Origin of the sequence: Echinicola pacifica DSM 19836 (assembly GCF_000373245.1) — a bacterium.
In the GTDB taxonomy this organism is placed as follows: Bacteria; Bacteroidota; Bacteroidia; order Cytophagales; family Cyclobacteriaceae; genus Echinicola; species Echinicola pacifica.
Genome location: NZ_KB890742.1, coordinates 1 through 24,384, shown reverse-complemented (window position 1 = coordinate 24,384; position 24,384 = coordinate 1). Strand labels below are relative to the sequence as shown.

The 24,384-nt window shown below is 46.8% G+C and carries 1 protein-coding gene and 1 pseudogene; both read left to right on the top strand.

Annotation, left to right across the window (positions count from 1 at the left end; translation table 11 throughout):
• The first annotated feature begins 60 nt into the window (after positions 1–60).
• A complete protein-coding gene (locus B050_RS23420) occupies positions 61–23,739 on the top strand; it encodes a DUF7507 domain-containing protein (RefSeq protein ID WP_157492690.1) in 23,679 nt (7,892 codons plus the stop codon).
• A 261-nt stretch (positions 23,740–24,000) separates the two neighbouring features.
• Positions 24,001–24,384: pseudogene (locus tag B050_RS22215) on the top strand (OmpA family protein); the annotation flags it as partial.

Below are 24,384 nucleotides of genomic sequence, written 5' to 3'. Positions count from 1 at the left end.
TTATCAGCGTAGGGATTTTAAAGAGTTGGCAATAATGAACTAGTAAAATTTTATAATGATATGAGACTATTTTTATTTTTACTTTTACTCAATATTATTTTTTGTTCAAAGGAAGTACTTGGACAATCAAACTTGGTCGTCAATGGTAGTTTTGAGTCCACCGTGATGGCGGACGCAGCCTGTCGCTTTGAAGGCTGTCCGAGCCTACCCGGCTGGTCGGTGACTTGTGAGGGAGCAGGCGTCACGCTGCTGAAGGAATGCGATCCAGCCAGTCCCAGTCCAAGTAATGGAACTCAAGCACTCCAACTGCACAGCACAGGAGCGAGTCCTTTTCGGATCTCTCAGACCATAGCGGTCACTGCTGGGAAGGTATATAATTTTTCCTTTGATCATTCTGCGGTTTTTGAAAGCGCTGAGTGCATAGGCTATACCATTTCCGGGGCGGCGACTGATTCGGGAATCCTTCCGGGCACGAGCAATTGGTCCAGCTATTCCCAAAGTTATTATATAGAAACCTCCGGCCCTGTGACCATTGAGTTTTTTGGGGTAGCAAAAGGGCAGTGTGCAGACAGTGCCTCGGAGGATGATTTCGGTTCTCCCCAGCTGGATAATGTGCAGTTTGCAGTGGTGGACTGTACTTTAGCAGATAGTAATTATAATATCTATTGTGATAATGACGGTGATGGGGTCATCAATCGCGATGATGTCGATGATGATAATGATGGTATATTAGATGTAGATGAGGCCAACGTATATCGTTCATTAATGGAAAGCGCCACGATACCTACGGTCATTTGCGGTGGCCAGGATCTATTTACTGTAAATGGTAATAATGTACCGACCTTCACCACTTTTACGGTTAATGACGATAACGATCTGCAGGGAGGAGGCCAATCATGGGTATTTGATATTCCTATTAATAATTTTTCCCTTGCTTTCAAGTCAGTAGCTACAGAAACCCGCTATGGAGATTTTGAAATTGAGTATGCAGATGGTACAGTGCTTACCAATGCAAATTTCACCATTAAGGTAAAGGCGGATTACACTGCTGAGGAAATTGCATATTTTGGAACAGGGGCAACTGATGGGATAAAAAAAATCACGGCAAGAAATAGTTTAGCGATCACCAGAGCTCAAAGCAATGCGAACCAAGGCTCAGGCATAATCTATTTTGACCAGACTAAAGCCATAAAAAGAATATCTTTTCGCAATTTATCCTCCGGATTTGTAGGGGGGGCGAGTACGCTGTTTCAGATGTTTGGGAAGGTATATTGTGATAAGGATAGTGATCTTATCCCGGATCATCTAGACGCAGATGCTGATGGTGATAATTGCAGCGATAGCTATGAAGCTGGAGCGACTGATTCCAAATCCTCAAATTTCATATTTAATGGCTCGGATAGCAACGGTGATGGTCTGGTGGATGAGGTGGATGCCAATAATGATGGGGTTCCAGATTATCAATCCACTTATTCTCAATATGCACTGAATGAATACCTGGATTTATGTATTGATTCGGACAATGATGGGATTGGGGATTTGGTGGATGTCGATGATGACAATGATGGAATATTAGATTGCGCAGAAAGTCTGCCCGCCACCGGAGGAAGGAATAAGGTTACGAATATTAATGATAATACCAAGACCGCTAATTTATCCCATGAAGCGGGGAATAATCTATTTGCCTTGGCCGTCTCTGTAGATCCTGACTCGGATGACCAAACTTATCCTTTGCTTGGTACCTCTGATGAGGTCAATCAGGTGACCAATATGGGCGGAGCTCCCGGAGGCTGGATTCAGTATAGTCTCACGCAACTTTATACTGGTGGGGCTGAGTTTGAGTTTACCAACCGCAGTGACAATCCTTATGGTACCACCGACCATTCGGGCTTTATCCTCGAATACGATGAATCGCTTTTTACCGCCACCCTGGCTTCCGCTACCAATACGACCATCTCTCTAAATATCGGAGATAATATTGAAAGTGGAATATCCTATACCAAAGGTTCTGCAATCTATGTGATCAATATAAAATCAAAATCCATCATCCCTGCCATGTACCAATATTCCATTCGGCATACCTATGTGAATGGCGGTGCATTAAATCTTGAAAGTCCGGGCTTTAGATCTTTAGCCACGACCTGCGTGGATGTGGACACTGACGGGGATGGCGTCGTGGATCGATTGGATAGAAATAGTGACGGAGATTCTTGTAGTGATAGTTTTGAAGCAGGAGCTATCTCTTCCGAGATAAGCAATCACCAGTTTGTAGGGCCAGATAGTAATAAGGATGGCTTGGTGGATGCCGTGGATGCGGACAATGATGGCATACCCGATTATATCAGCACCTATGAGCTATATGCCAGAAGTACAGATTATAACCTCTGCCTCGATTTTGACAGAGATAATGTCCCCAATCTGGAGGATATCGATGATGATAATGATGGAGTGCTGGATGCCACCGAAAGCCCGGAATGTTTTTACGCTTTATCCGAGATGGTTTTCACTCATGCATCCAGTAGCCTTACTAATTATAATACTAATGCGGCGTACTCCTTTGAGGAACTTTATGATGGGGTGACCACCGATCTGGCCACTTACGGTGTTATCAATACCGACATCACTGGCCAGATCGTTTATGAATTGGAAATGGCCTTCCCGGTGGAGCTTACTTCCATCGATATCCTATTCCAATATAATGTTTTCCGCACCTCCGCTGTGTTCAAGTGGCAGGGCTTTGATGGGGCAAGTTGGGTGGACGTCACAGGGGAGCTCAGCGAGGCAGAAGCGACTAATAAAACCTATACATATACCCTAAATCAGACGGGAGCCCTCTATACCAAGTACAGGCTTTTAGGAATATCAGGCACCTCATATTATAATAGGGTATATGAAATTATCCCACAGGTCTCCGGCTATGTTCCTTCCAAATATACTAAAGCAGCTTGTGCCGGAGATGTAGCCACGGCTTACAATCATTTGAATTTAGATTCGGATGGGGATGAATGTAGTGATAGCTATGAGGCAAATGCGATTTCCTCTGAGATTCCTCAGCACCAATTTAGTGGTGCCGATAGCAATGGGGATGGCTTGGTGGATGCTGTAGATGCCAATAATGATGGTCTGCCTGATTATGAAAGTACTTATACGAATTATGCGACAAAGGCGGAGGCCAATCTTTGCGCGGATTTTGATGGAGACGGCATAGGAGATGTAAAGGATATTGACGATGATAATGATGGGGTATTGGATGTGAATGAAATGGACTGTGTGGATGCGAGCTATGCCAATCTTACCGATGGACTCGCCACGGGAAACCATGATCAGGATTATTGGTTGCAAGAGTATGGAATCAGGATCAACCATGTGGAGACAACCAATTACACCAGCAATACTGATTATTTTAGAATTATATCTCATAGTACCTGGACAGCCTACGGGGATACCGATGGCAAAATGATCTTTAATGGCACAGGGACAAGCATCAAATTTATCAATCGCAGAGATGGGGTGACCAAGGAGGTGACTGATTATTTTTCGATATTCAGTGATCCTGCTCCTAGCGGGAATGTAAGGATTATCGCCCGTGACCAATATGGCAATACGATACTCGATAGGATGGATCCCGATGGAAGTGAACATATCGTCACCCTCGAGGATACAGGAGGGAAATATATTCATGAATTAGTCTTTGCAAATGGCTCCTCCGCAGTGGACATCGCCTCCATACGTGGCCAATGTGAGGATATCGATACAGATGGAGATACCATTCCAAATCGACTGGACCCAGATAGTGATGGCAATGACTGCAGTGATAGTTTTGAGTCTGGCGCTATCTCCTCCGAAATTAAAGACAATCAATTCACGGGACCTGACAGCAATGGTGATGGGCTGGTGGATGCGGTGGATGCTGATAATGATGGTGTTCCTGATTATCCCAACACTTACTTCATTTTTGCGATGAAGAAAAACTATGACTTATGTATAGACTCCGATGGAGATGGGGTGCCCGACTATACAGATATCGATGATGATAATGATGGGGTGCTGGACGAAGACGAAAGTCCATCTTGCTTCTATTCTGCCGAAAGTATCACCGCTGGAGATAGAATCGGCGAACTCATCGTGAGTACCCGCTTGTCGCTATTCAATACTACCTATAATGTCAATCAATCCATCGATGGGCAGGAAACCACCGCAAGCAATATGCGCTATGAGGCAAACCAAAATATAACCGATAAGGTAATATATATGGTGCAATTCCCCCTTCCAATGGCAATCTCTGGCTTGAAATTCCAATATGCCAATACCTATGGCTTCTTTAATAACGCCAGGATCGTTTTGCAAGGCAGCAATGATGGGAACAATTGGATTGATTTAAATACCGAAACCACCTATATCAGTAACCCAAATCCTGATCAGGATGAATTTGTCATTACCCAAAACCAGGGAAAATACACCTACTATCGTCTCCGTGGTATATCTGGATTGACAAGTAATCAGGGGTATGGAGAACTGATAGTCCTTACAGATGAGTCCTATAAAGGCTCCGAATATCCACGAGAGAATTGCACAGAGGATGCCGATGGTGATACTATTTTAAATCACCTTGACCTAAATAGTGATGGAGATACCTGTAGTGATAGTTACGAGGGTGGAGCGATTTCTTCGGAGACGGCCAATCACCAGTTTAGTGGAGCTGATAGCAATGGAGATGGGCTAGTGGATGCCGTGGATGCTAATAGCGATGGCGTTCCTGATTATAAAAGCACCTATAAACTATATGCTCTTAGCAGTTCCATCAACCTCTGCTCCGATGAGGACAATGACGGGGTTCCGGATATTATAGATATCGATGATGATAATGATGGGATATTGGATGCCACAGAAAGCCCTGAATGCTTCTATACTCCTATAGAGGTGAGATTCAATGCGGCCTCCAGCTCCCTGACCAATTATAATACTAATGCTGCTTACTCCTTCGATGAGCTCTATGATGGCGTGGAAAATAATATCGCTAGCTATGGAGTCCTGAACACCGATATCACAGGACAGGCAGTATATGAGCTAGAATTGATATTCCCTGTGGAACTAAGTTCCATTGATATAATTTTCCAATACAGCGTTTTCAGAAGCACAGCGGTGTTTAAGTGGCAGGGCTATTATGGTTCCGAATGGGTGGATGTGACTGGGGAGCTTAGTGAGCCGGAGACCACCAATAAGACCTATACTTATACCTTCAATCAGACAGGTGCCATCTATACAAAATACCGAATTTTAGGAGTCTCTGGAGCGACTTACTATAATAGGGTTTATGAGATTGTCCCTAATGTAGTTAATTTTAATGCTTCCAGATATCCCAAGGATGAATGCCTTGTAGCCTCGGATAATGATGGAATACCAAACCACCATGACCTCAATAGCGATGATGATTCTTGTAGCGATAGCTACGAAGCGGGAGCCATCTCCTCAGAAGTGTCTAATCATCAGTTTACAGGCACTGATAGCAATAACGATGGCTTGGTAGATGCTGTAGATGCTGATAATGACGGTTTTCCAGATTATACTCTCCTGCCTTACGCCTATGATGCCACGATAGATGCCTGTATAGATACGGATAATGATGGGGTAGGAGATCTGATCGATATCGATGATGATAATGATGGTATATTGGATACCGATGAGGGGCTGATCTGCCCAGGTAATTCGATCGACTGTGGGTACATTACCGCCAACTATAAGGCTGTAAACTGGACTTCTTATAATACCTCTTCAAAAACGGCTCAGGGCTCAGTAACCTTGGCCTCAGGTGAGGTGGTGACCGTAACCTATGAGGGCGATGTCCGAAGTCTTCCAAGCTCCACTAGACCCCTGGAGCTTTCGGGTGAGTACTGCCCGACTGCCGCAGCAAGTGGATCCACCAATATGATTCAGACTTACAGCGGGGTGGGTGTGGTGCATAGGTTTACATTTTCTAAACCAGTGGTAAGCCCTGTATTCCAAGTATGGTCTCTAGGGGCTGGAAGTAACCTGGATCCCTCCTCTGCCAGCGCTGTGACCTATACCTTTACTGCCAGCGTGTCAATAACAAAATCCAATGGATACCTCGCTAATGTAAATGATTATACCATAGTGGGGGCCACAGGTGATGGTTCCTTATTGTTTTCTGGTACCCAGAGGGTCATCGAATTTACCTCCAATAAATCAGAAAACTGGTCAGGACTTACCCTTGCGATAGGAAGCGTGGCGGATGCCGATGGCAAATGCGCCGATAGAGATACCGATGGAGATGGTATTCCGGACCATTTGGACCCTAATAGTGATGGAGATACTTGTAGTGATAGTTATGAAGCCGGTGCCATTACCACGGAGATAGCAAACCACCAATTTACAGGGCCAGATAGCAATAGGGATGGCTTGGTGGATGCCGTGGATGCCAATAATGACGGTATTCCTGATTATTCCTCAACTTATAATGACTTTGCGCTGAATACCGATCTTGAATTATGTAACGATTTTGATGGAGATGGTGTGCCGGATATGCAGGATGTGGATGATGATAATGATGGGATACTGGACCGCTCCGAAGGATTTGTCTGCGAGGAACTCACCTGCGAGACTCTGCCGGATTATGAAGCAGTCACCTGGCTGTCCTTTGATCAAAATACTAATACTGCTTTCGGTGCTGTAGTCATCAACGGAAGCACTATTGATGTGACTTATACAGGGGATGTAAGAGGCCTGACCGATGCAGGTGTACTGACCAATAAGAGCCAGTATTGCATGACTTCCTCAGAGACCAATGCCAGCACTATGTTTACCTCTTACAGTGGTGTGGACGTGCTGCATACCTTTACTTTTTCCCAGCCGATCATGAACCCTGTATTCCAGATCTACTCTATGGGTAGCGGCAATACTGTTGACCCATCAAATAACGGCTCATTGGAATTTGACTTCCAGGACGGCGCCAGCCTTAGTGTGCTTACTTCCAATAATTACCTTTCTGTGATTAACGATACTAAGCTTATCGGTGGGGAAGGACACGGAGCGGTATTGATCAATGCCTCAGGGACGCAGATTTCTTATATTTCTAATAAATATGAAAACTCCTCCCGTATAACGCTATTACTTCCCAAATCAATCACAAGCTTTTTTACCGCCTGCGAAGGTAGGGATACTGATGAGGATGGGGTGATGGATCACTTCGATCTGGACAGTGATGGTGATGGATGTAGCGATAGTTTTGAGGCTGGAGCCATAAGTACCGAGACCGCAGACCATACCTTTGGCACTACTATCACCGATACCAATGGAGATGGATTACATGAGGGGGATGGTATAGATGCGAATAGCGATGGATTGCCGGATTATACTTATTCGTTTGATGCCTATGATGCTGAACGTGTAAAATGCCTCGATTCAGATGAAGATGGTATAGCTGATCTGATTGATTTGGATGACGACAATGACGGCATTCTCGATATTGTGGAAAGCCCGGGATGTTTCTTTACAGAGCTGGAGGCAAAGGTGATCACGGGTATTGAGTCTGATTTAAGACCCAATGCAAATAGCCAGTTGCCACAGGTTGCCATTGATGGGGTAGATACTGGCGGCAGGTATGCGGCCCTAAGCCCCAATCAAAATGCCGTCGGCCGCAGCATTTATGAGATCAGACCTACCACTGCCATTGCCATTAGCTCCCTTGACTTCTCCATGGATGCATGGGGTTTTACCTCCGGCAATGCCAATACCGTCAAGCTACAGGGATATAATGGTTCCCAGTGGATAGATTTAAGTACGGCTTCCAATAGGACCACTACTAATGCCATTGAGAGTTTTGCCAATACCTTGCAGCCTGGAATTCCTTTTGAGAAATACCGAATTACCGGCGAGGCGGGGATCGTTTATTATGCCGCTGTGCGGGAAATATATATAATAATTGAAGACTATCAGCCTGCTTTGTTTCCTAAACCTACCTGTAATAATGATGTGGATGGGGATGGTCTTCCCAATCACCTTGATCTGGACACAGATGGTGATGGCTGCCCGGATGCCACAGAAGGGGCAGGATCATTCTTCCCCGCCGACCTGATTGCCTCCTCAATGGATGGTGGGAATGCCGCAGGAAATAGTTATGCTGAGCCTATAAATACCAATTTGGGTTTACAGGTGAATTTAGACCCTAATAGTCCAAGCACTGGAGTCCCTATCATAGCCACCACAGGCCAAGGATTGGGCAGCAGTCAGACCCAATCTGCCGATGGAGATGGCGATGGACTCGGCGATCAGTGCGACTGTGCTGATGATGCCGCCTTGGATACTGATGGGGATGGTGTGCCTGATTATCTTGATGTAGATGATGACAATGATGGCATTTCAGACGTACTGGAAAATCAATTATGTGAAGCAATTACCTTTGCCACTCCTTCTATTGGTGCAGGAGGAAGAGGGACATTCACTAGCGGCAGTATCAGCGCAGATTATGAAATCACAGGAAATAATCTCCAAGGCTATACCGACCTGAGGTATTCTGCCGATCTCAATGGACTGACGGTTACAAATTTCACCAATACTAATCAATATCCGGATGCCTTTGGGCATACCCTGACACTTTCTAATGTGACGCCGGGCTATATCCCCGTCATCACCATCAGACAGCACGGTGATCCTACTTCTGCCGCCAATAATGAAGGCAGTGAATGGGCTTTTTCTTGGGCGAATGGTGGTTATGCAAGCATCAACGACCCCGCCATATCCGATTTTTGCGACTTCAGGTATGCTGCTGACTGCCCTTCCAACTCCGTCAGTACCGGCGCAGTTCCGGCAGGTTTTGATGGGGCGGAAGGAGCAATCGAAGGCTATGGAGCCCACTTGTATTCTGGACAACCATTTACCTTATTCGCTGTTTATAATAATCGCTCTCAATGGAGTATTGAATTGCCTTATGGCAAAGCAAGTGTTAGCGTGGATTATACAGCCCTCTCCGGTACCAATAGAAATGTACGCCTTCCCGTGGAAGGAAATGGTACTCAGTCTTCGGGAGAAACAGGTAGCGAATTTGTCGCCTACGAGGTGCACTTCCTCCTGGATGCCAATGAGGACGGACTGCCAGATTGCTATGATATTGATAATGATGGCATCCCAAATAGTCAGGATCTAGACAGTGATAATGATGGCATCTCGGATGCGATAGAAGCCGATGGTAACCTTGCCAATGGCTGCGCTTTTGAATTTGGCGATACCATTGACCCACTTACGGGTTGCGAAACGGGCGAATCATTTGGAGGCCTTATTATTCCTCAAAATACTGATCTTGCTTCAGGTACTAGACCTGACAATTACCCTGACTTCCTTGACCTGGACAGTGATGGCGATACCTGCCCCGATGGATTGGAAGCAGGATACGATATGACTCAGGTCAATACCGCAGATTATACTACCATCGGGGCAGGTGATATCAGTCCTGATGGGACTATCTCAGCAATAGGCTGCGAAGCTCCCGCTCTCACCGACTGGATAGATGAATCCATCAATGATGCATGCTGCGAAATAGATGAAGTCACACTCACTGCTGCCGCCAGCTCCCCATCGACCTGCTTACCAGCTAATGACGGCCAGATTACCCTTTCCAGCGGAGGCTTATTTCCCAATACCTCCTATTCGATTAGCTATACCTTCGAAGGATCAGTGACTCCTGACCGAATCATCAGCACTGAAGCGGATGGTACACTGATCATCAGTGGACTAGCTTCAGGAGAGTACATAGATATTACCATCACTTCCACCGCCTATCCCGAAATCTGTAGCAAGGTGCTGCCAAATTCTGTGGAGGTGCCAGAATATATTTCAGGTATGGAGGTGACACTTACAGATCTTAATGATGTGAGCTGTTTTGATGGCAACAACGGATCCATCACCCTACTTGCGGAAGGAGGCAGCGGAAATTATACCTTCGCCTGGACTACTGTGGATGGTGGGGGACTCCAGACTGGAAGCCCTAGCCAGAGCCAACTGTATGATGGTACCTATTCGGTGCTGGTGACCGAAGTGGAAACCCAATGTCAGCAGTTGATAGAAAATATTACCATTGGCCAGCCTGCCGCTCCAGTGACGGCTACTTATACTGTGGGCGAACTCCTATGTGGAGGTGCCAGCACAGGCTCCATTGATCTGAGCCCTACTGGAGGCACCGCACCATATAACTATTTATGGACTACTCAGGATGGTACCATTCCTGCCGGACAAGAGACCGTGGAAGACCCCTCAGGATTAAATGCGGGCACCTATTACCTCACCCTTAGCGATGCCAATGGCTGCTTGAGTATAAACCCACTTTCGATTACGCTATCAGAGCCTGAAGTGATCACTGCGGAGGAGCTATTAGCACAGCACCAAAATACCACCTGCTCGGCACCAAATTCTGGAGCATTTACTCTTCAGACTTCAGGTGGAGCAGGCAGCGGATACCGCTTTAGCATAGATAATTTTGCCTCTGAAAACTCAACTGGACAATTTACCGGACTTGCCGCAGGGACATATTCCGTAGAGATTATTGATCCAAATGGCTGCTCCATGGCCTCGCCTCTGGTGGTTCAGGTGGATTTCTATTGTCTGGAAGCTATTAAGACCATGTCCCTTGTCGATCTTGATAATAGTAATTCTGCTACCAAAGGGGATGTCGTAAACTATTCTATAAGTCTACAGAATACAGGAAGCCAGAATATCTCGGGAATCTCCCTGAATGATACCTTTACCAATTCCCAAGGAACTTCTCTAAGCCTAGATGCAGGGCCTAGCTTCGTGTCTTCTTCTGCTGGAAGTGCTGTGGGGACGCTTCAAGCGGGCGAAATTGCTACTTATTCAGCTTCTTATACCCTCCTTCAGAAAGACATAGATACAGGAGGACTGATCAATTCGCTCCTTGCCTCCGGAATAGGGCAGGATGGGAAAACCCCAATTTCGGACCTTTCGGATGATGGCGATGATTCAGATGGGAACACTAGCGATGATGCCACCGAACTGTTGGTGCCTGAAACCTCCTCGATGGAACTGCTAAAAACCGCCGTGGTCTCAGATCCTGATAATAATGGTGAAATATCTAAAAACGATGTGATTACCTATACCTTCACCCTTACCAATACGGGAAACGTGAGCATCGCAGGAATCACTCTTACAGATGCCCTGACGGATGCTGAGGGAAATCCACTGAGCCTAAGTTCTCCGATCTCCTTTGTGAATAGCTCTGTGGAAGATGGAGATGGCAGTTCCCTGATCCCGGGTGAAGTGGTGACCTATAGGGGCACTTTTACCCTTTCTCAGGCGGCTATTGATGCCGGCGGAGTGGCAAATACCGCCACTGTAACTGGTGACACCAATAGCGGAAATCCTGTGCAGGATGTCTCCGATGATGGAGACAATTCCAATGGAGATGATAATCCGACCATTACGGGAGTGCTGCGAGCTGGAGCAGTGACCTTGATCAAAACTCATAGCCAGGTAGCGGACTTGGATGCTTCTACTAATATCAGTGAAGGAGATAGAATTACTTATACCTTCAGGGTGGAGAATACGGGGAATATTACCCTGTCTGGACTGACACTATCGGATCCATTCTTCCCTGTGGGTACGGACCTTTCCTTGCTGGAAGATGAGCTGGTTCCTGGCCAGGTGACGAATATTTCTGTCGATTATTATATTACTCAAGACGATATTGACTCGGGCGAAATCCAAAATTCCGCCACCATCTCAGGCACTGCCTCCGACGGTAACCTGGTGACGGATGTCTCTGATGATGGCGATCCTGGCGATGGCAATGGCGATGGTGATCCGGGTAATGATCCGACCGTAATGAACCTGCAAACAGACGCGCAGCTTACCTTCATCAAAATAGCTACTTTCAATGATGAGAATGGTGATGGCTTAGCACAGGATGGCGAAACGATTACCTATGCCTTTACGGTGACGAATACCGGTCAGGTATCGATCAACGATCTTGCCGTGGAGGATCCTGCTTTAGAACTGAGCGGGATAGCGCTGAGCCCAGCCAACTTGCTTCCCGGAGAAGTAGGGACCATTGCAGATCAGGTGTACACCATCCGGCAAGCTGATATTGACCTGGGTAATAATACCAATACGGCGACGGTCAATGGAAGTCGAGCCGATGACAGTACCCCTGTGACAGATGTCTCTGATGATGGGAATCCGACAAATGGAAAAGATAATCCTAGTCAAACTGATTATGCTCAGTCTCCATCCATCAGCCTCCTCAAGGAAGCGGTGATGGATAGTGGGGCAGATAATACCGACAATGCTGGGGATCAGATTACCTATACCTTTACAGTGACCAACACCGGTAATGTGACAGTGGATAATCTACTGCTTGATGATCCTAGAATTGGGCTTACCGACCAGGGCTTCTTTGAGGACCTGGCAGGAACTATCCCGCTTCTCAGTCTGGTGCCGGAGCAGTCAGCCTACTTTGTGATCGATTATAGCCTCAGTCAAGAGGATATCAATACTGGCAAAATCACTAATTCTGCCATCGCCTTCGGAGTCGGTCCTAAAGGCGGAGAAATCAATGCTACCTCCAAAAATGGTAGCGGTACTGGGCCAACTGTGGTGAATTTCACCCCCGAGCCCTCGCTAAACCTGGTAAAAACGGCCAACTTTATTGATGTCAATACCAATAATAGAGATGATGCAGGGGACCAAATAGAATTTACCTTCATCGTGACCAATTCTGGAAATGTAACCATAGACCTGATATCCATCGATGATGAGGAAATCAATGAGCTGAACCTAGGGATCAGTCCTTCCACACTTCAGCCAGGCCAACAAGGGCAGGCTATCGTGACCTATGACATTAGTCAGGCTGATATTGATGCGGGGAATGTCACTAATACGGCTGTGGTAACCGGGAAGTCGCCGAACGGGGCAAATATCACAGATGTATCCGATGACGGTACCACTGCTGGCAATGGAAATGAGCCTACTGTCAGCCTATTCACCCAAGTGCCAGGATTAGAGGCCACCAAAACTCAGGCCATCGCCGATAATAATAACTTGGCGAATAATGGTGGATTTGGCGATGGAATCATCGGTGGATTAGGAGATGAGATAGTGTATGCTATTCAATTGGTCAATACAGGAAATGTCACCCTCACCGGAGTGAGCCTCACAGATGCCTTTACCGATGCCCTGGGCAATGCGCTGGAATTTGATGCTGGGCCTACTTTCAATGCCCTTAACTCTGATAACGAGCCGGGAATATTACTTCCTGGGGAGCAAGCCACATATTTTGCCAAGTATTATATTACCCAATCTGTAGTGGATGCAGGCGGCCTATCCAATAGGGCTACGGCTGCTGCAAATACCCCTGAAGGGACGATCGAGGATGTCTCTGATGATGGAGATGATACGGATGGCAATACCACTGATGATGCCACGGAGATGGAAATCGCCGAAGCGGCTAGCCTGGTATCCATTAAGACACTTAGGTTATTGGATATGGATAAAAATGGATCCCCATCTGCTGGTGATAGTCTGAAATATACGATCACCGCCTCCAATACTGGAAATGTATCCTTGAGAAATATCCAGTTGGCAGATGTGCTTACCAATGGAAATGGGGAGCCACTCAGTCTTACCAAAGGTCCTGAATTCCTCACCGCAGACCGGGGAAGCCAGGAAGGAACCTTGCTTGTTTACGAAAAGGCAACGTATACTGCTGTTTATCTGATAAGTCAGGACGATGTGGATGCTGGAGGTGTGAGCAATACCGTGACGGTAAGTGCCGAGACGATCCAGGGTACTTCTCTGAGTGATATCTCCGATGATGGAGATACCAGCGCCGGAGATACGGGTAATGATCCTACAGTCCTCAATATCCCCAAAGAAGCCTCTATGGCCTTGACCAAAACAGTCACAGTAATCGTGGACTTAGATGCCAGTGGCGATCACAGTGCTGGCGATCAGATTACCTTCTTGTTTAGCCTCGAAAATACCGGGAATGTCAGCTTGGATAATCTGAGCTTAACGGATGACTTCCTACCTGCGGGAACAGACCTGAGCCTGGCGCCAACAGTGATTTTGCCAGGGCAAATTGCAGAAGCTTCGGTAGTATATACTTTGACCCAGGAGGACATCGATAATGGTCAGATCGTCAACTCCGCCAATGCTGAGGCCAGTGATCCTGATGGGCTGATGGTTACGGATATTTCCGATGATGGAGATGCAAGTGATAGCCCTCTAGACCCCGACTCGGACGGTACCAATGATCCTACCTTCTTTGACCTGGCTACCGAAGGCTTTATAAAACTCGATAAAATAGCCACCTTCAATGAGGAAAATAAAAATGGGATTCCTGAGGTTAATGAAACCATTACCTACGCATTTAGTGTAAGGAACACCGGGAATATTTCGGTGGAAAATGTCACTTTTGACGATCCAGATCTGGGGCTGGTAGCAGTGCCGATTAGCCCTGCAAATCTCGGGCCTGGCCAGACGGGAACCGGCGCTCTGGTGATATATACCTTGACTCAGGCGGATATTGACCTTGGCTATGCCGAAAATACAGCTATCGCCACTGCCAACCCAGCGGATGGATCTACATCCATATCGGATATCTCCGATGATGGCAATGTGGGAAATGGAAGTAATAACCCGACCATTACCAACCTGGACCATGCTCCTTCCCTCAGCCTAATGAAAACCGCTACTTTGGTGGATGCAAATGCCGATGGAAGAGCCAGCTTCGGGGATCATATTGTGTATGATTTCCTAATAACCAATACCGGGAATGTGACCCTTAATACTATTAGAGTTACGGATGAGAAAATCGGTATCAACAGTCCCGGTACAGCCCTATCTCCTGCCAGCATATTGCCCCAGGAAACGGCGCAGCTTCAGGTGAGCTACCCACTCAGCCAAGCGGATATTGATGCGGGAGAATTTGCTAATACCGCCTTTGCCGAAGGCACAGATCCAAAAGGAGAAACGGTGGATGCTGTCTCTAATAACCCTAATGGAACAGGTCCTACGGTGGTGGAACTCCCCAAAGAGGCTTCCTTAGACCTGATCAAGGTCGCTGAAATAAAGGACACCAATGGCTCAGGGATGGATGATGTGGGAGATAATATCGTCTATACCTTTACCGTAACCAATACCGGGAATGTGACACTGAGCATTCTCAAACTGGCCGATGAAACTCTGGGAATAACTAACCTGGGCTTTAGCCCATCTACCTTGCTGCCAAATCAATCCGCAACGGTAAAATCCTCCTACCTCATCAGCCAGGAGGATCTCGATCGCGGACAAGTGAGCAATTCGGCCATCGTTAGCGGTACGGATCCTGATGGAGATCTGGTCACCGACCCTTCTGATGATGGTGAGGGTAATGGCCCTACGATAACACCATTTACTGCTATACCAGGGATTGAAATGATCAAGGTACAGTCGGTAGAAGATTCTAATAATGATGGCTTCAGCGGCGGATTGGATGACCTTATTACCTACACCTTTAGTATTCATAATACCGGTAATCAGACCTTGACAGGGCTGGTCCTTACGGATACATTTACCGATGCCTTGGGTAATCCTCTGAACCTGGATGCCGGGCCAAACTTCGTGGAAGCAGACCTAGGAAGTGCTGAGGGAACTCTGCAGGCAGGCGAAACAGCAAGCTATAGTGCGGTGTACAGCCTAAGCCAATCGGATGTGGATCTCGGAAGACTGAGCAATCAGGCTAGCGTGACGGCTGTATCTCCTGACGGTAGCGCTGTGACCGATAGCTCTGATGATGGCGATGAAAATAATGGAAATGACAATCCTACCATTTGGTTGATAGACGAAATGCCCGCTATGGAAGCGGTCAAAACAGCTTCTCTAGCGGATACCGATGACAGTGGTACTGATACTGCAGGCGATCTGGTGACCTTCATTATCACTGTGACCAATACAGGAAATGTCACCATTAATGCGATTAGCGTAGTGGATCAGCTTAGTGATATGCAGGGGAATCCATTGACCTTGAGCTCCGGGCCGGATTTTGTGAAGGCGAGCAAAAATAGCCCGGAACAAACCCTCTTGCCAGGAGAGACGGCCACTTATAGGGCGACTTATATTATGGAACAATCGGCACTTAATCTTGGGGGTCTTTCTAATACCGCCACTATCACTGGCATGACTCCACGAGGCACCAGCCTCACTTCGGAAACGGATGATGGAAATAAGCTCAATGGAAATGTTAATCCTACTTTACTGGAAACAGCTTTCGCGCCAGCGCTAAACCTAATAAAAACCGAGGAGGTAATCGATAATAATGCAAATGATGTAAATGACGCCGGGGATCTGATAAGCTATACCTTCCGACTGGAAAATACCGGAAATGTGACCGTAGATAACCTCAGCATCACCGATGCCAAGCTAGCTCCGATCACGCTATTGGTGGCGAGTCTGGATCCGGGAGAGTTTACGCTGGCGCAATATGAATATACCATTAGCCAGGATGATATAAATAATGGCAGGGTGATAAATAGGGCTAGAGCCGATGGCATCGATCCGGAAGGAACGGAAGTATTTGATATTTCCGATGATGGAAATGCGGCGGACACTGATTTTGATGGCAATCCGGATAATGACCCGACCATCACTTATCTGCCATCAGAGGCCAAGCTGAAGTTTGATAAAATTGCCACCCTGAACGATGACGGCGATGGAATACCAGAAGCAGGGGAGACGATTACTTATCAGTTTACAGTCACCAATACTGGATTTGTCACTATAAATAACCTTACCATTGATGACCCGGCTCTGGGCTTGGTGGCCGTTCCTGTGACTCTTTCCTCCCTTGATCCAGGTGATATTGGGAGCATCGCAGATCAGGATTATATCCTTACGCAAGCAGATATTGACGCAGGCTCGGTAAGCAATACCGCCACCGTAAGTGGGGTGGATGCCGTGAATGGGGAGCCTGTATCGGATATCTCCGATAATGGTGATCCATCAGACGGACCAGATAATCCTACCTTGACCAGATTGACTAAAAACCCGGCTCTTGCCATGACAAAAGTAGGTGTTTACGCAGACGATAATGGGGATGGAAGATATAGTGCAGGGGATATCATCCGCTATACCATCACGATTACCAATACCGGAAACGTAACAGTAGATGAGCTGACTTTGCAAGATGATTACCTGCCGGCTGCGGCAGATTTGACCTTGTCCCGCAGCACTATTGGCCCTGGCGAAGAAGCCATAGCTCAGGTGGATTATACCCTTACTCAGCTGGATATGGATGCAGGACAGGTGATTAATATTGCTCAGGCAAAAGGACTCGACCCTAAAGACATAGAGGTAAGTCAGGAGGCCGAAAGCATCGTGAATATCACGCAGGAGCCTTTACTGGAATTAATCAAAACCTCGGAGGTAATCGACAGAAACGCAAATGGACGGCATGATGTGGGCGATTTAATCACCTATACCTTCACCGTGACCAATAGTGGAAATGTCTCTGTGAGGAAATTGGTAATAGACGATGCGGGCTTACCTGTGAGTAATTTGGCATTGATGCCGCAGACTTTGCTGCCAGGAATGGTGGCCATTGCAAGCTACGATTACCCTATCAGTCAGCTAGATCTAAATGATGGAAGAGCCACGAATAGTGCCACGGTCTCAGGCCTTGATCCAAAGGATCAAACTATCATGGATACCTCAGATAATGGGGCGGGAGATGGCGATGATGCGACGATTACCATCTTGACTTCTGCACCAGCATTAGAAGCTGAAAAAACTCAGTCCATCGCCGACACCAATGGCGATGGGATCTTAGGGTCTGTAGGAGATGTCATCACCTATACCATTCGAGTGGAAAATACCGGAAATGTCACCATAAGGAATTTGGACTTGGATGACTCTTTGGTAGGTGTCGACGGTAGACCTTTAGCCCTGAGCACCAATCCGGCTTTCAATGCCGCTGCTTCTGACAATCCAGAAGGAATGATAGATCCTGGGAAAGTGGCCGTTTACACAGCTACCTATATCGTGTCTCAGGAGGGAATAGATGCCAGTGGTGTTAGTAATAGCGTGGAGGTATCTGGTATGACTCCAGATGATACCCTCATCATAGATATATCTGACAATGGAGACGATACAGATGGAAATACTACAGACGATAGAACAGACTATTGGATCACCGAAATGCCAGCGCTGGAGGCCGTTAAAGTATTGAGGCTTGAGGACCTCGATGCCTCAGGCTCCATCACCGAAGGGGATGAAATCTTCTATACCATATCAGTGACCAATACGGGGAATGTCACAATTAACTCCCTGACCATCGTTGATTCCTTTACCAATGCGCAAGGAGATCCATTGACCTTTATTGTTCCTCTGGCATTTGTCAGCAGTACGATGAATAGCCCTGAGGGGACTATCCTGCCGATGGAAACCGCCATATATGAGGTAAACTATACTCTTAGTCAAAATGACATAGACCTAGGCGGGTTGATAAACAGTGCTGAAGTCAATGTATCCAGCCCTCAAGGAACCCCAATATCGGATGTGTCAGATGATGGTGATGATACCGATGGAAACCTGATCAATGACCCCACCGTGTTGACTGTAATCGAAGCTCCAAGCATGGAAGCCGAAAAGACCTTGGCTATAGAGGATGTGGATGGAGATGGTACCAGCTCTGCTGGGGATATTATTACCTATACCATCACTGTCACTAATACTGGCTCAGTAACCCTGACCAATATCTCCATGACGGATCAATTTGCAGATGCTAGAGGCAATGCACTAAGCCTAAGTTCTGGGCCAACGTATCAACCGCAGCAGGATGGAAGTGTGGAAGGCATACTGGAAGTTGGCGCCTCTGCCAGCTATATAGGTCTCTACACCCTTACTCAGGCAGATATCGATGCCGGTGGCGTCTCCAACGGGGTCTTGGTGGAAGGCCAGACTAAGCAAGGGACGACCATCAATGAGCTGTCCGATGATGGAGATGATACAGATGGCAATACCATCAATGACAGAACAGAACTTTGGATTCCTGAACAAGTATCTTTTGAAGCGGTCAAGGCTTCGCCAGGAATCAATCAAATGGATGGCAATACCTCTGTGGATGCAGGAGACCAAGTCGTATATCCTGTCAGGATCACCAATACCGGAAATGTTACCCTGCGAAATATCAGCCTCACCGATTCTCTGAGGGATAATAATGGGCTACTTATCCAGCCTATGCCGGTACCAATATTTCTATCAAGTGATTCAGGAAGCTCAGAAGGTAGTCTGCTGCCAGGAGAGACGGCGAGCTATACCGTGAGCTATACGCTGACACAGTCAGATATGGATGCTGGTGGAATAAGCAATACCCTGACCGCCCAGGCACTTAGTCCAAACAATACCCCTGTGGAAGATGTCTCCGACAATGGGGATGACAGCGATGGCAATACGGAGGATGATGTGACCGTGCTGGATATTTCTGAGATGCCAAGTATTGCTTTGGTCAAAACTGGCACCTTCTCAGATACCAATGCAGATGGCTGCTCCGATGTGGGCGAAACCATTGGCTTTATCTTTACCCTCACCAATACCGGAAACGTCACGCTCTCGGATATGAGCATTAGCGATCCTTTTATCACAGAAAGACCAATCGTATATATCCAGGGAGATACTGATGGGGATGGATTATTGGATATTTCTGAGGCCTGGACTTATGGAGTGAACTATGCCATTACTCAGCAGGATATTGACCTTGGTATCGTGAGTAATCAGGCTTCTGTCACTGCAAACTCCCCTCAAGGCAGCCCAGTGACAGATCTCTCAGGACTCAGTCCGGAGGACGATGTGGCCACCTTGATTAGCCTTTGCCAGCAAGGAGGAATCGCACTGGTAAAAACTGCCGCTTCCAATGATGAGAATGCGGATGGCTGTGATCAGGCGGAGGAGTCTCTCAGCTTCTTCTTTACCTTGACCAATACGGGCAACGTGAGCCTGTCCACCGTGGAAATCACTGATCCATTATTAGCGCCAAACTCAGTGAGCCTGATCAGCGGCGATGAGGATTTGGACGGAGAACTGGATGTGACCGAAACGTGGAACTTTATAGGAATGCATATTCTGACCCAGGAGGATATTGATGGAGGTGACTTCGTCAATCAAGCTACAGGGACCGCCCTGGATGTCAATAATGTGATGGTCAGCGACCTCTCCGGAACAGCTCCGGACAATGATGAGGCTACGGTCTATGAGCTATGTAACGAAGGGAATATGGCCTTGACCAAGAAAGCAAGCCTCAATGACCTCAATGAAAATGGGCTAGCGGATGCTGGTGAGGTCATTGACTATACCTTTACCGTGAGCAATACTGGAAATATCAGTCTAAGTGATATTAGCATAAATGATCCTATGGTGACCGTGCTGGGAGGCCCTATCGCCAGCCTCGCACCGGGAGCAGAAGACACTAGCACCTTCACAGCGACTTATACCGTCTCTGAGCTGGATATCCTCAATGGAGGAGTGAGTAATTCAGCGCTGGTAACAGGCACAGAACCTTCGGGAAATGAAGTTTCTGACCGATCAGACGATCCGGATAATTTGGAGGACAATGATGAAGACGGCGATGGAGATGGAGAAGATTTTACCAATACGGAAACCTCCCCTGTAGATGGAAATATAGACCTGTCCAAGAAGGCTAACTTGCTAGATACCAATGGTAATGGTCTTGCTGATCTTAACGAAGTTATAGAATATACCTTCACGGTAAGAAACACGGGGAATGTCACCCTCACTTCAATTACGGTAGTTGACCTCAAAGTCGATGTTTCGGGTGGACCGATCCTTAGTCTTGCCCCTGGCGAAATAGATAATACCACATTTGCAGCGACCTATATCGTCCAGGAGACTGATATCCTTGAGGGTAATGCGAGCAATAGCGCCACCGCCACCGCTACAGACCCTCTGGGCAATGTGATAGTGGATATCTCCGATGATCCTGATAATCCTACTAATGTGGATGGAGATGGTGATGGAGATGGCGAGGATATTACGGAGAGCCGTACTGCGGAGATAATTGGTAATATGGCTTTATCCAAAGCCGCTACGCTAAATGATACCAATGGTGATGGATTGGCCAATGTGGGTGAAACCATCGATTATGCCTTCTCTGTAACCAATACCGGAAACGTGAGTCTGATGGGGGTAGCCATTGAGGACCCTAAAGTTATCGTAAATGGTGAACAGCTGGAGTCCTTAGCTCCTGGAGAAACCAACTCTAGTACTTTCACCGCTACTTACACCGTGACGGAAGAGGATATTTTGGCGGGATCAGTGAGCAATAGTGCTCTAGCCTCAGGCCTAGATCCAGTGGGTCAAATCATTACTGATGTCTCCGATGATCCAAATAACCCTGCCAATATCGATGAAGATGGTGATGGGGATGGTGAAGATATTACCATGGTTGCTACCCCAGAGGTCATCAGCAATATGGCGGTTTCAAAATCTGCCGTTCTTGATGATATAAATCAAAATGGACTGGCCGATGCCGGTGAAATTATTGATTATAAATTCACCGTATTGAATAATGGAAATGTCACCTTAAGCGAAATCACCATTGATGATCCTAAGGTGATCATGCGTGGAGGCCCGATCTCTAGCCTCCTGCCTGGAATAATGGATGAAATAACTTTTAGTGCTTCCTACACAGTCACTGAAGCAGATATTCTCAATGGAGAGGTCAGCAACAGTGCGACCGCCTCAGCCCTGGATCCTACAGGTCAGGTGATTACGGATGTCTCCGATGATCCTTCCAATCCTGATGATATTGATACCGATGGGGATGGGGATGGTGAAGATATTACCCTATTCCCGACTAGCACTGCCCTTGGCAATATGGATCTGACCAAGTCCTCTCATCTTAAGGACCTTAATAATAATGGGTTGGCGGATGCTGGAGAGATTATAGAATATAGCTTCTCCGTATTGAATAATGGCAATATTACCTTGCATTCGATAACCGTAGAAGATGAAAAAGTGTCCATGATGGGTGGGGAGATTGAAAGTCTTCAGCCTGGAGAATCGGACAATACTACCTTCACCGCAAGCTATACCGTGACGGAGCAGGATATTCTAAATGGTGGAATTCTAAATTCAGCCCTGGCTAAAGGAATAGACCCAAGGGACAGTCTAGTGACAGATATTTCGGATGACCCTGCCAGCTCGGAAAGTGTAGACCTGGATGGTGATGGTGATGAGGAAGATATCACCCTCACACATACCTCACCAATTGCAGGAAACATGGACCTAAGTAAATCAGGAACTCTGGTGGATGCCAATGGAAATGGAACTGCTGATCTTGGTGAAACCATAAACTATACCTTCACCATTCGCAATAATGGTAATGTCACGCTGAGCAATATATCGCTCTCCGATGAGAAGGTCCTAGTTAGCGGTGGCCCAATAGCTCTCTTGGCTCCTGGAGAATCAGACCTGACTACATTTATGGCGAGCTATACCGTGACAGAAGCAGATATACTGGCAGAGGTGGTGCTAAACTCCGCCATGGCCATCGCCACGGATCCTCAGGGAGCTGCTGTCGAGGATCGCTCAGATGATCCTAATATATCAGAAAACATCGACCCAGATGGGGATGGGGATGGGGAAGATGTCACCGAAACGCTACTTCCTGCTCCAGCAGTATTAGGAAGTATCTCCACCACTATGACCGGATCATGGATAGATAATGATGGAGATGGCTTTGCCGAGGTGGGAGAAACCATCCAATACACTTTCACAATTACCAATACGGGCAATGTGACCATCAATAATATTACTATCGACTCACCGGATATCGTGATGCTGGGTGGGCCTATTCCGAGCCTTGCTCCGGGAGCCACTGACCAGAATACCTTTACTGGATATTATATCCTTACCCAGGCAGATATCCAAAACGGAATAGTCGTCCATAGCGCTTTAGCAATAGGGGAAAATCCACGAGGTACACAGGTTACCGATATTTCTGATGATCCTCAAAATCCACTTGATCAGGATATAAATGGTGATGGTGATCCAGATGATCCTACAGAGGTGGTGCTCATCGTTAGAAATGTGAATCTTATTATTTCTAAATCTTCTGAAGGAGCGGAAATCTACGAAGGGGCTGTGTTTAACTATCAAGTTTCCCTACTCAATGATTCGGATACCGAAGCCACGGAAGTGCAGATCACAGATGTCTTGCCAGATAATCTGCAATATATTAGCTCCGAGGTGACTGCTGGCGGACTCAGCCTGGAACCTCAGGTAGACGGTCAAAAGCTGCTGTGGACTATTCCTGTGATGGGTGCAAAATCGGGCTTCACAATTACTCTGACAGTCAAAGCCATTGGCGCTGGACAGGTAGTCAATACCGCCACAGTCATAAGCAGTGCTGAAGATGCGGATCGTACAGACAATGAATCCACGGATGTGAATACGATTCTCGAATTCCGAATTCCAAATGTAATTACTCCTAATGGAGATGGAGACAATGACCAGTTCGAAATCCTTGGGCTAAGCAAATTTGATCACAGTGAAATCGTCATCTTTAATAGATATGGAGATCATGTGTATCAGTCTGATAATTATCAAAACGACTGGGAGGCTTATGGCTTAGATGCAGGTACGTATTACTATATTTTGGAAACCATCGATAGGGATGGGCTCAGTCATGAATTTAAAGGGTGGATCCAGGTGATCAAAGAATGATATTGAATATAAATTATTTAATTTCAAAATAAACTATGGCTTGTAGGCCCAAAATGTTGATATTGCGAAAGACTGGCCCTGTGTGTAGGCTGCCGCTTACTCAAAATAGCCATTAGCAGCCCTTAGGCCTGCTGATACGTCTGGATATGTGTATGACCATTCACTGAATGTATAGAACTGTTAAAATAACGGGTCTAAGAAGATATCGCTGGGTTACAAACCCACATCACAACGAATGCAGAACTCAAGATGGTTTTGATTATGAAGAAAACTGTAAGAATACTTTTAATGGGAGCCTTGCTTTTTGCCGGCTTTCCTGCTCTGACTAACGCGCAGAATGCGCTTTTACGTTACGCAGATAAACAGTACGGTCTGTACAATTACGAGGAGTCAGCGGATGGCTATGTAAAGGCCTACCATAAGAAGGAGCGCTACCGCTCCGCCAAAGGAGCAGCCGAAAGCTATGAGCGTATGGGCAATTATACTTCCGCCTATGACTGGTGGGAGAAGACCGTGGGCTATGAGCAGGCAGTGACCTCTGACTATGTGCACCTGGCAGGCAGTGCCAACCGGATAGGCAAGCTGGAGGAAGTGCTAATGGGCCTGGATACGCTTTCTGAGCGTGAGGGCCTGGATAAGTTTAGC

What these genes read in the sequence shown, in the direction of transcription:
- B050_RS23420 (WP_157492690.1), top strand. Translation starts at nt 61, where the DNA reads ATGAGACTATTTTTATTTTTACTTTTACTCAATATTATTTTTTGTTCA.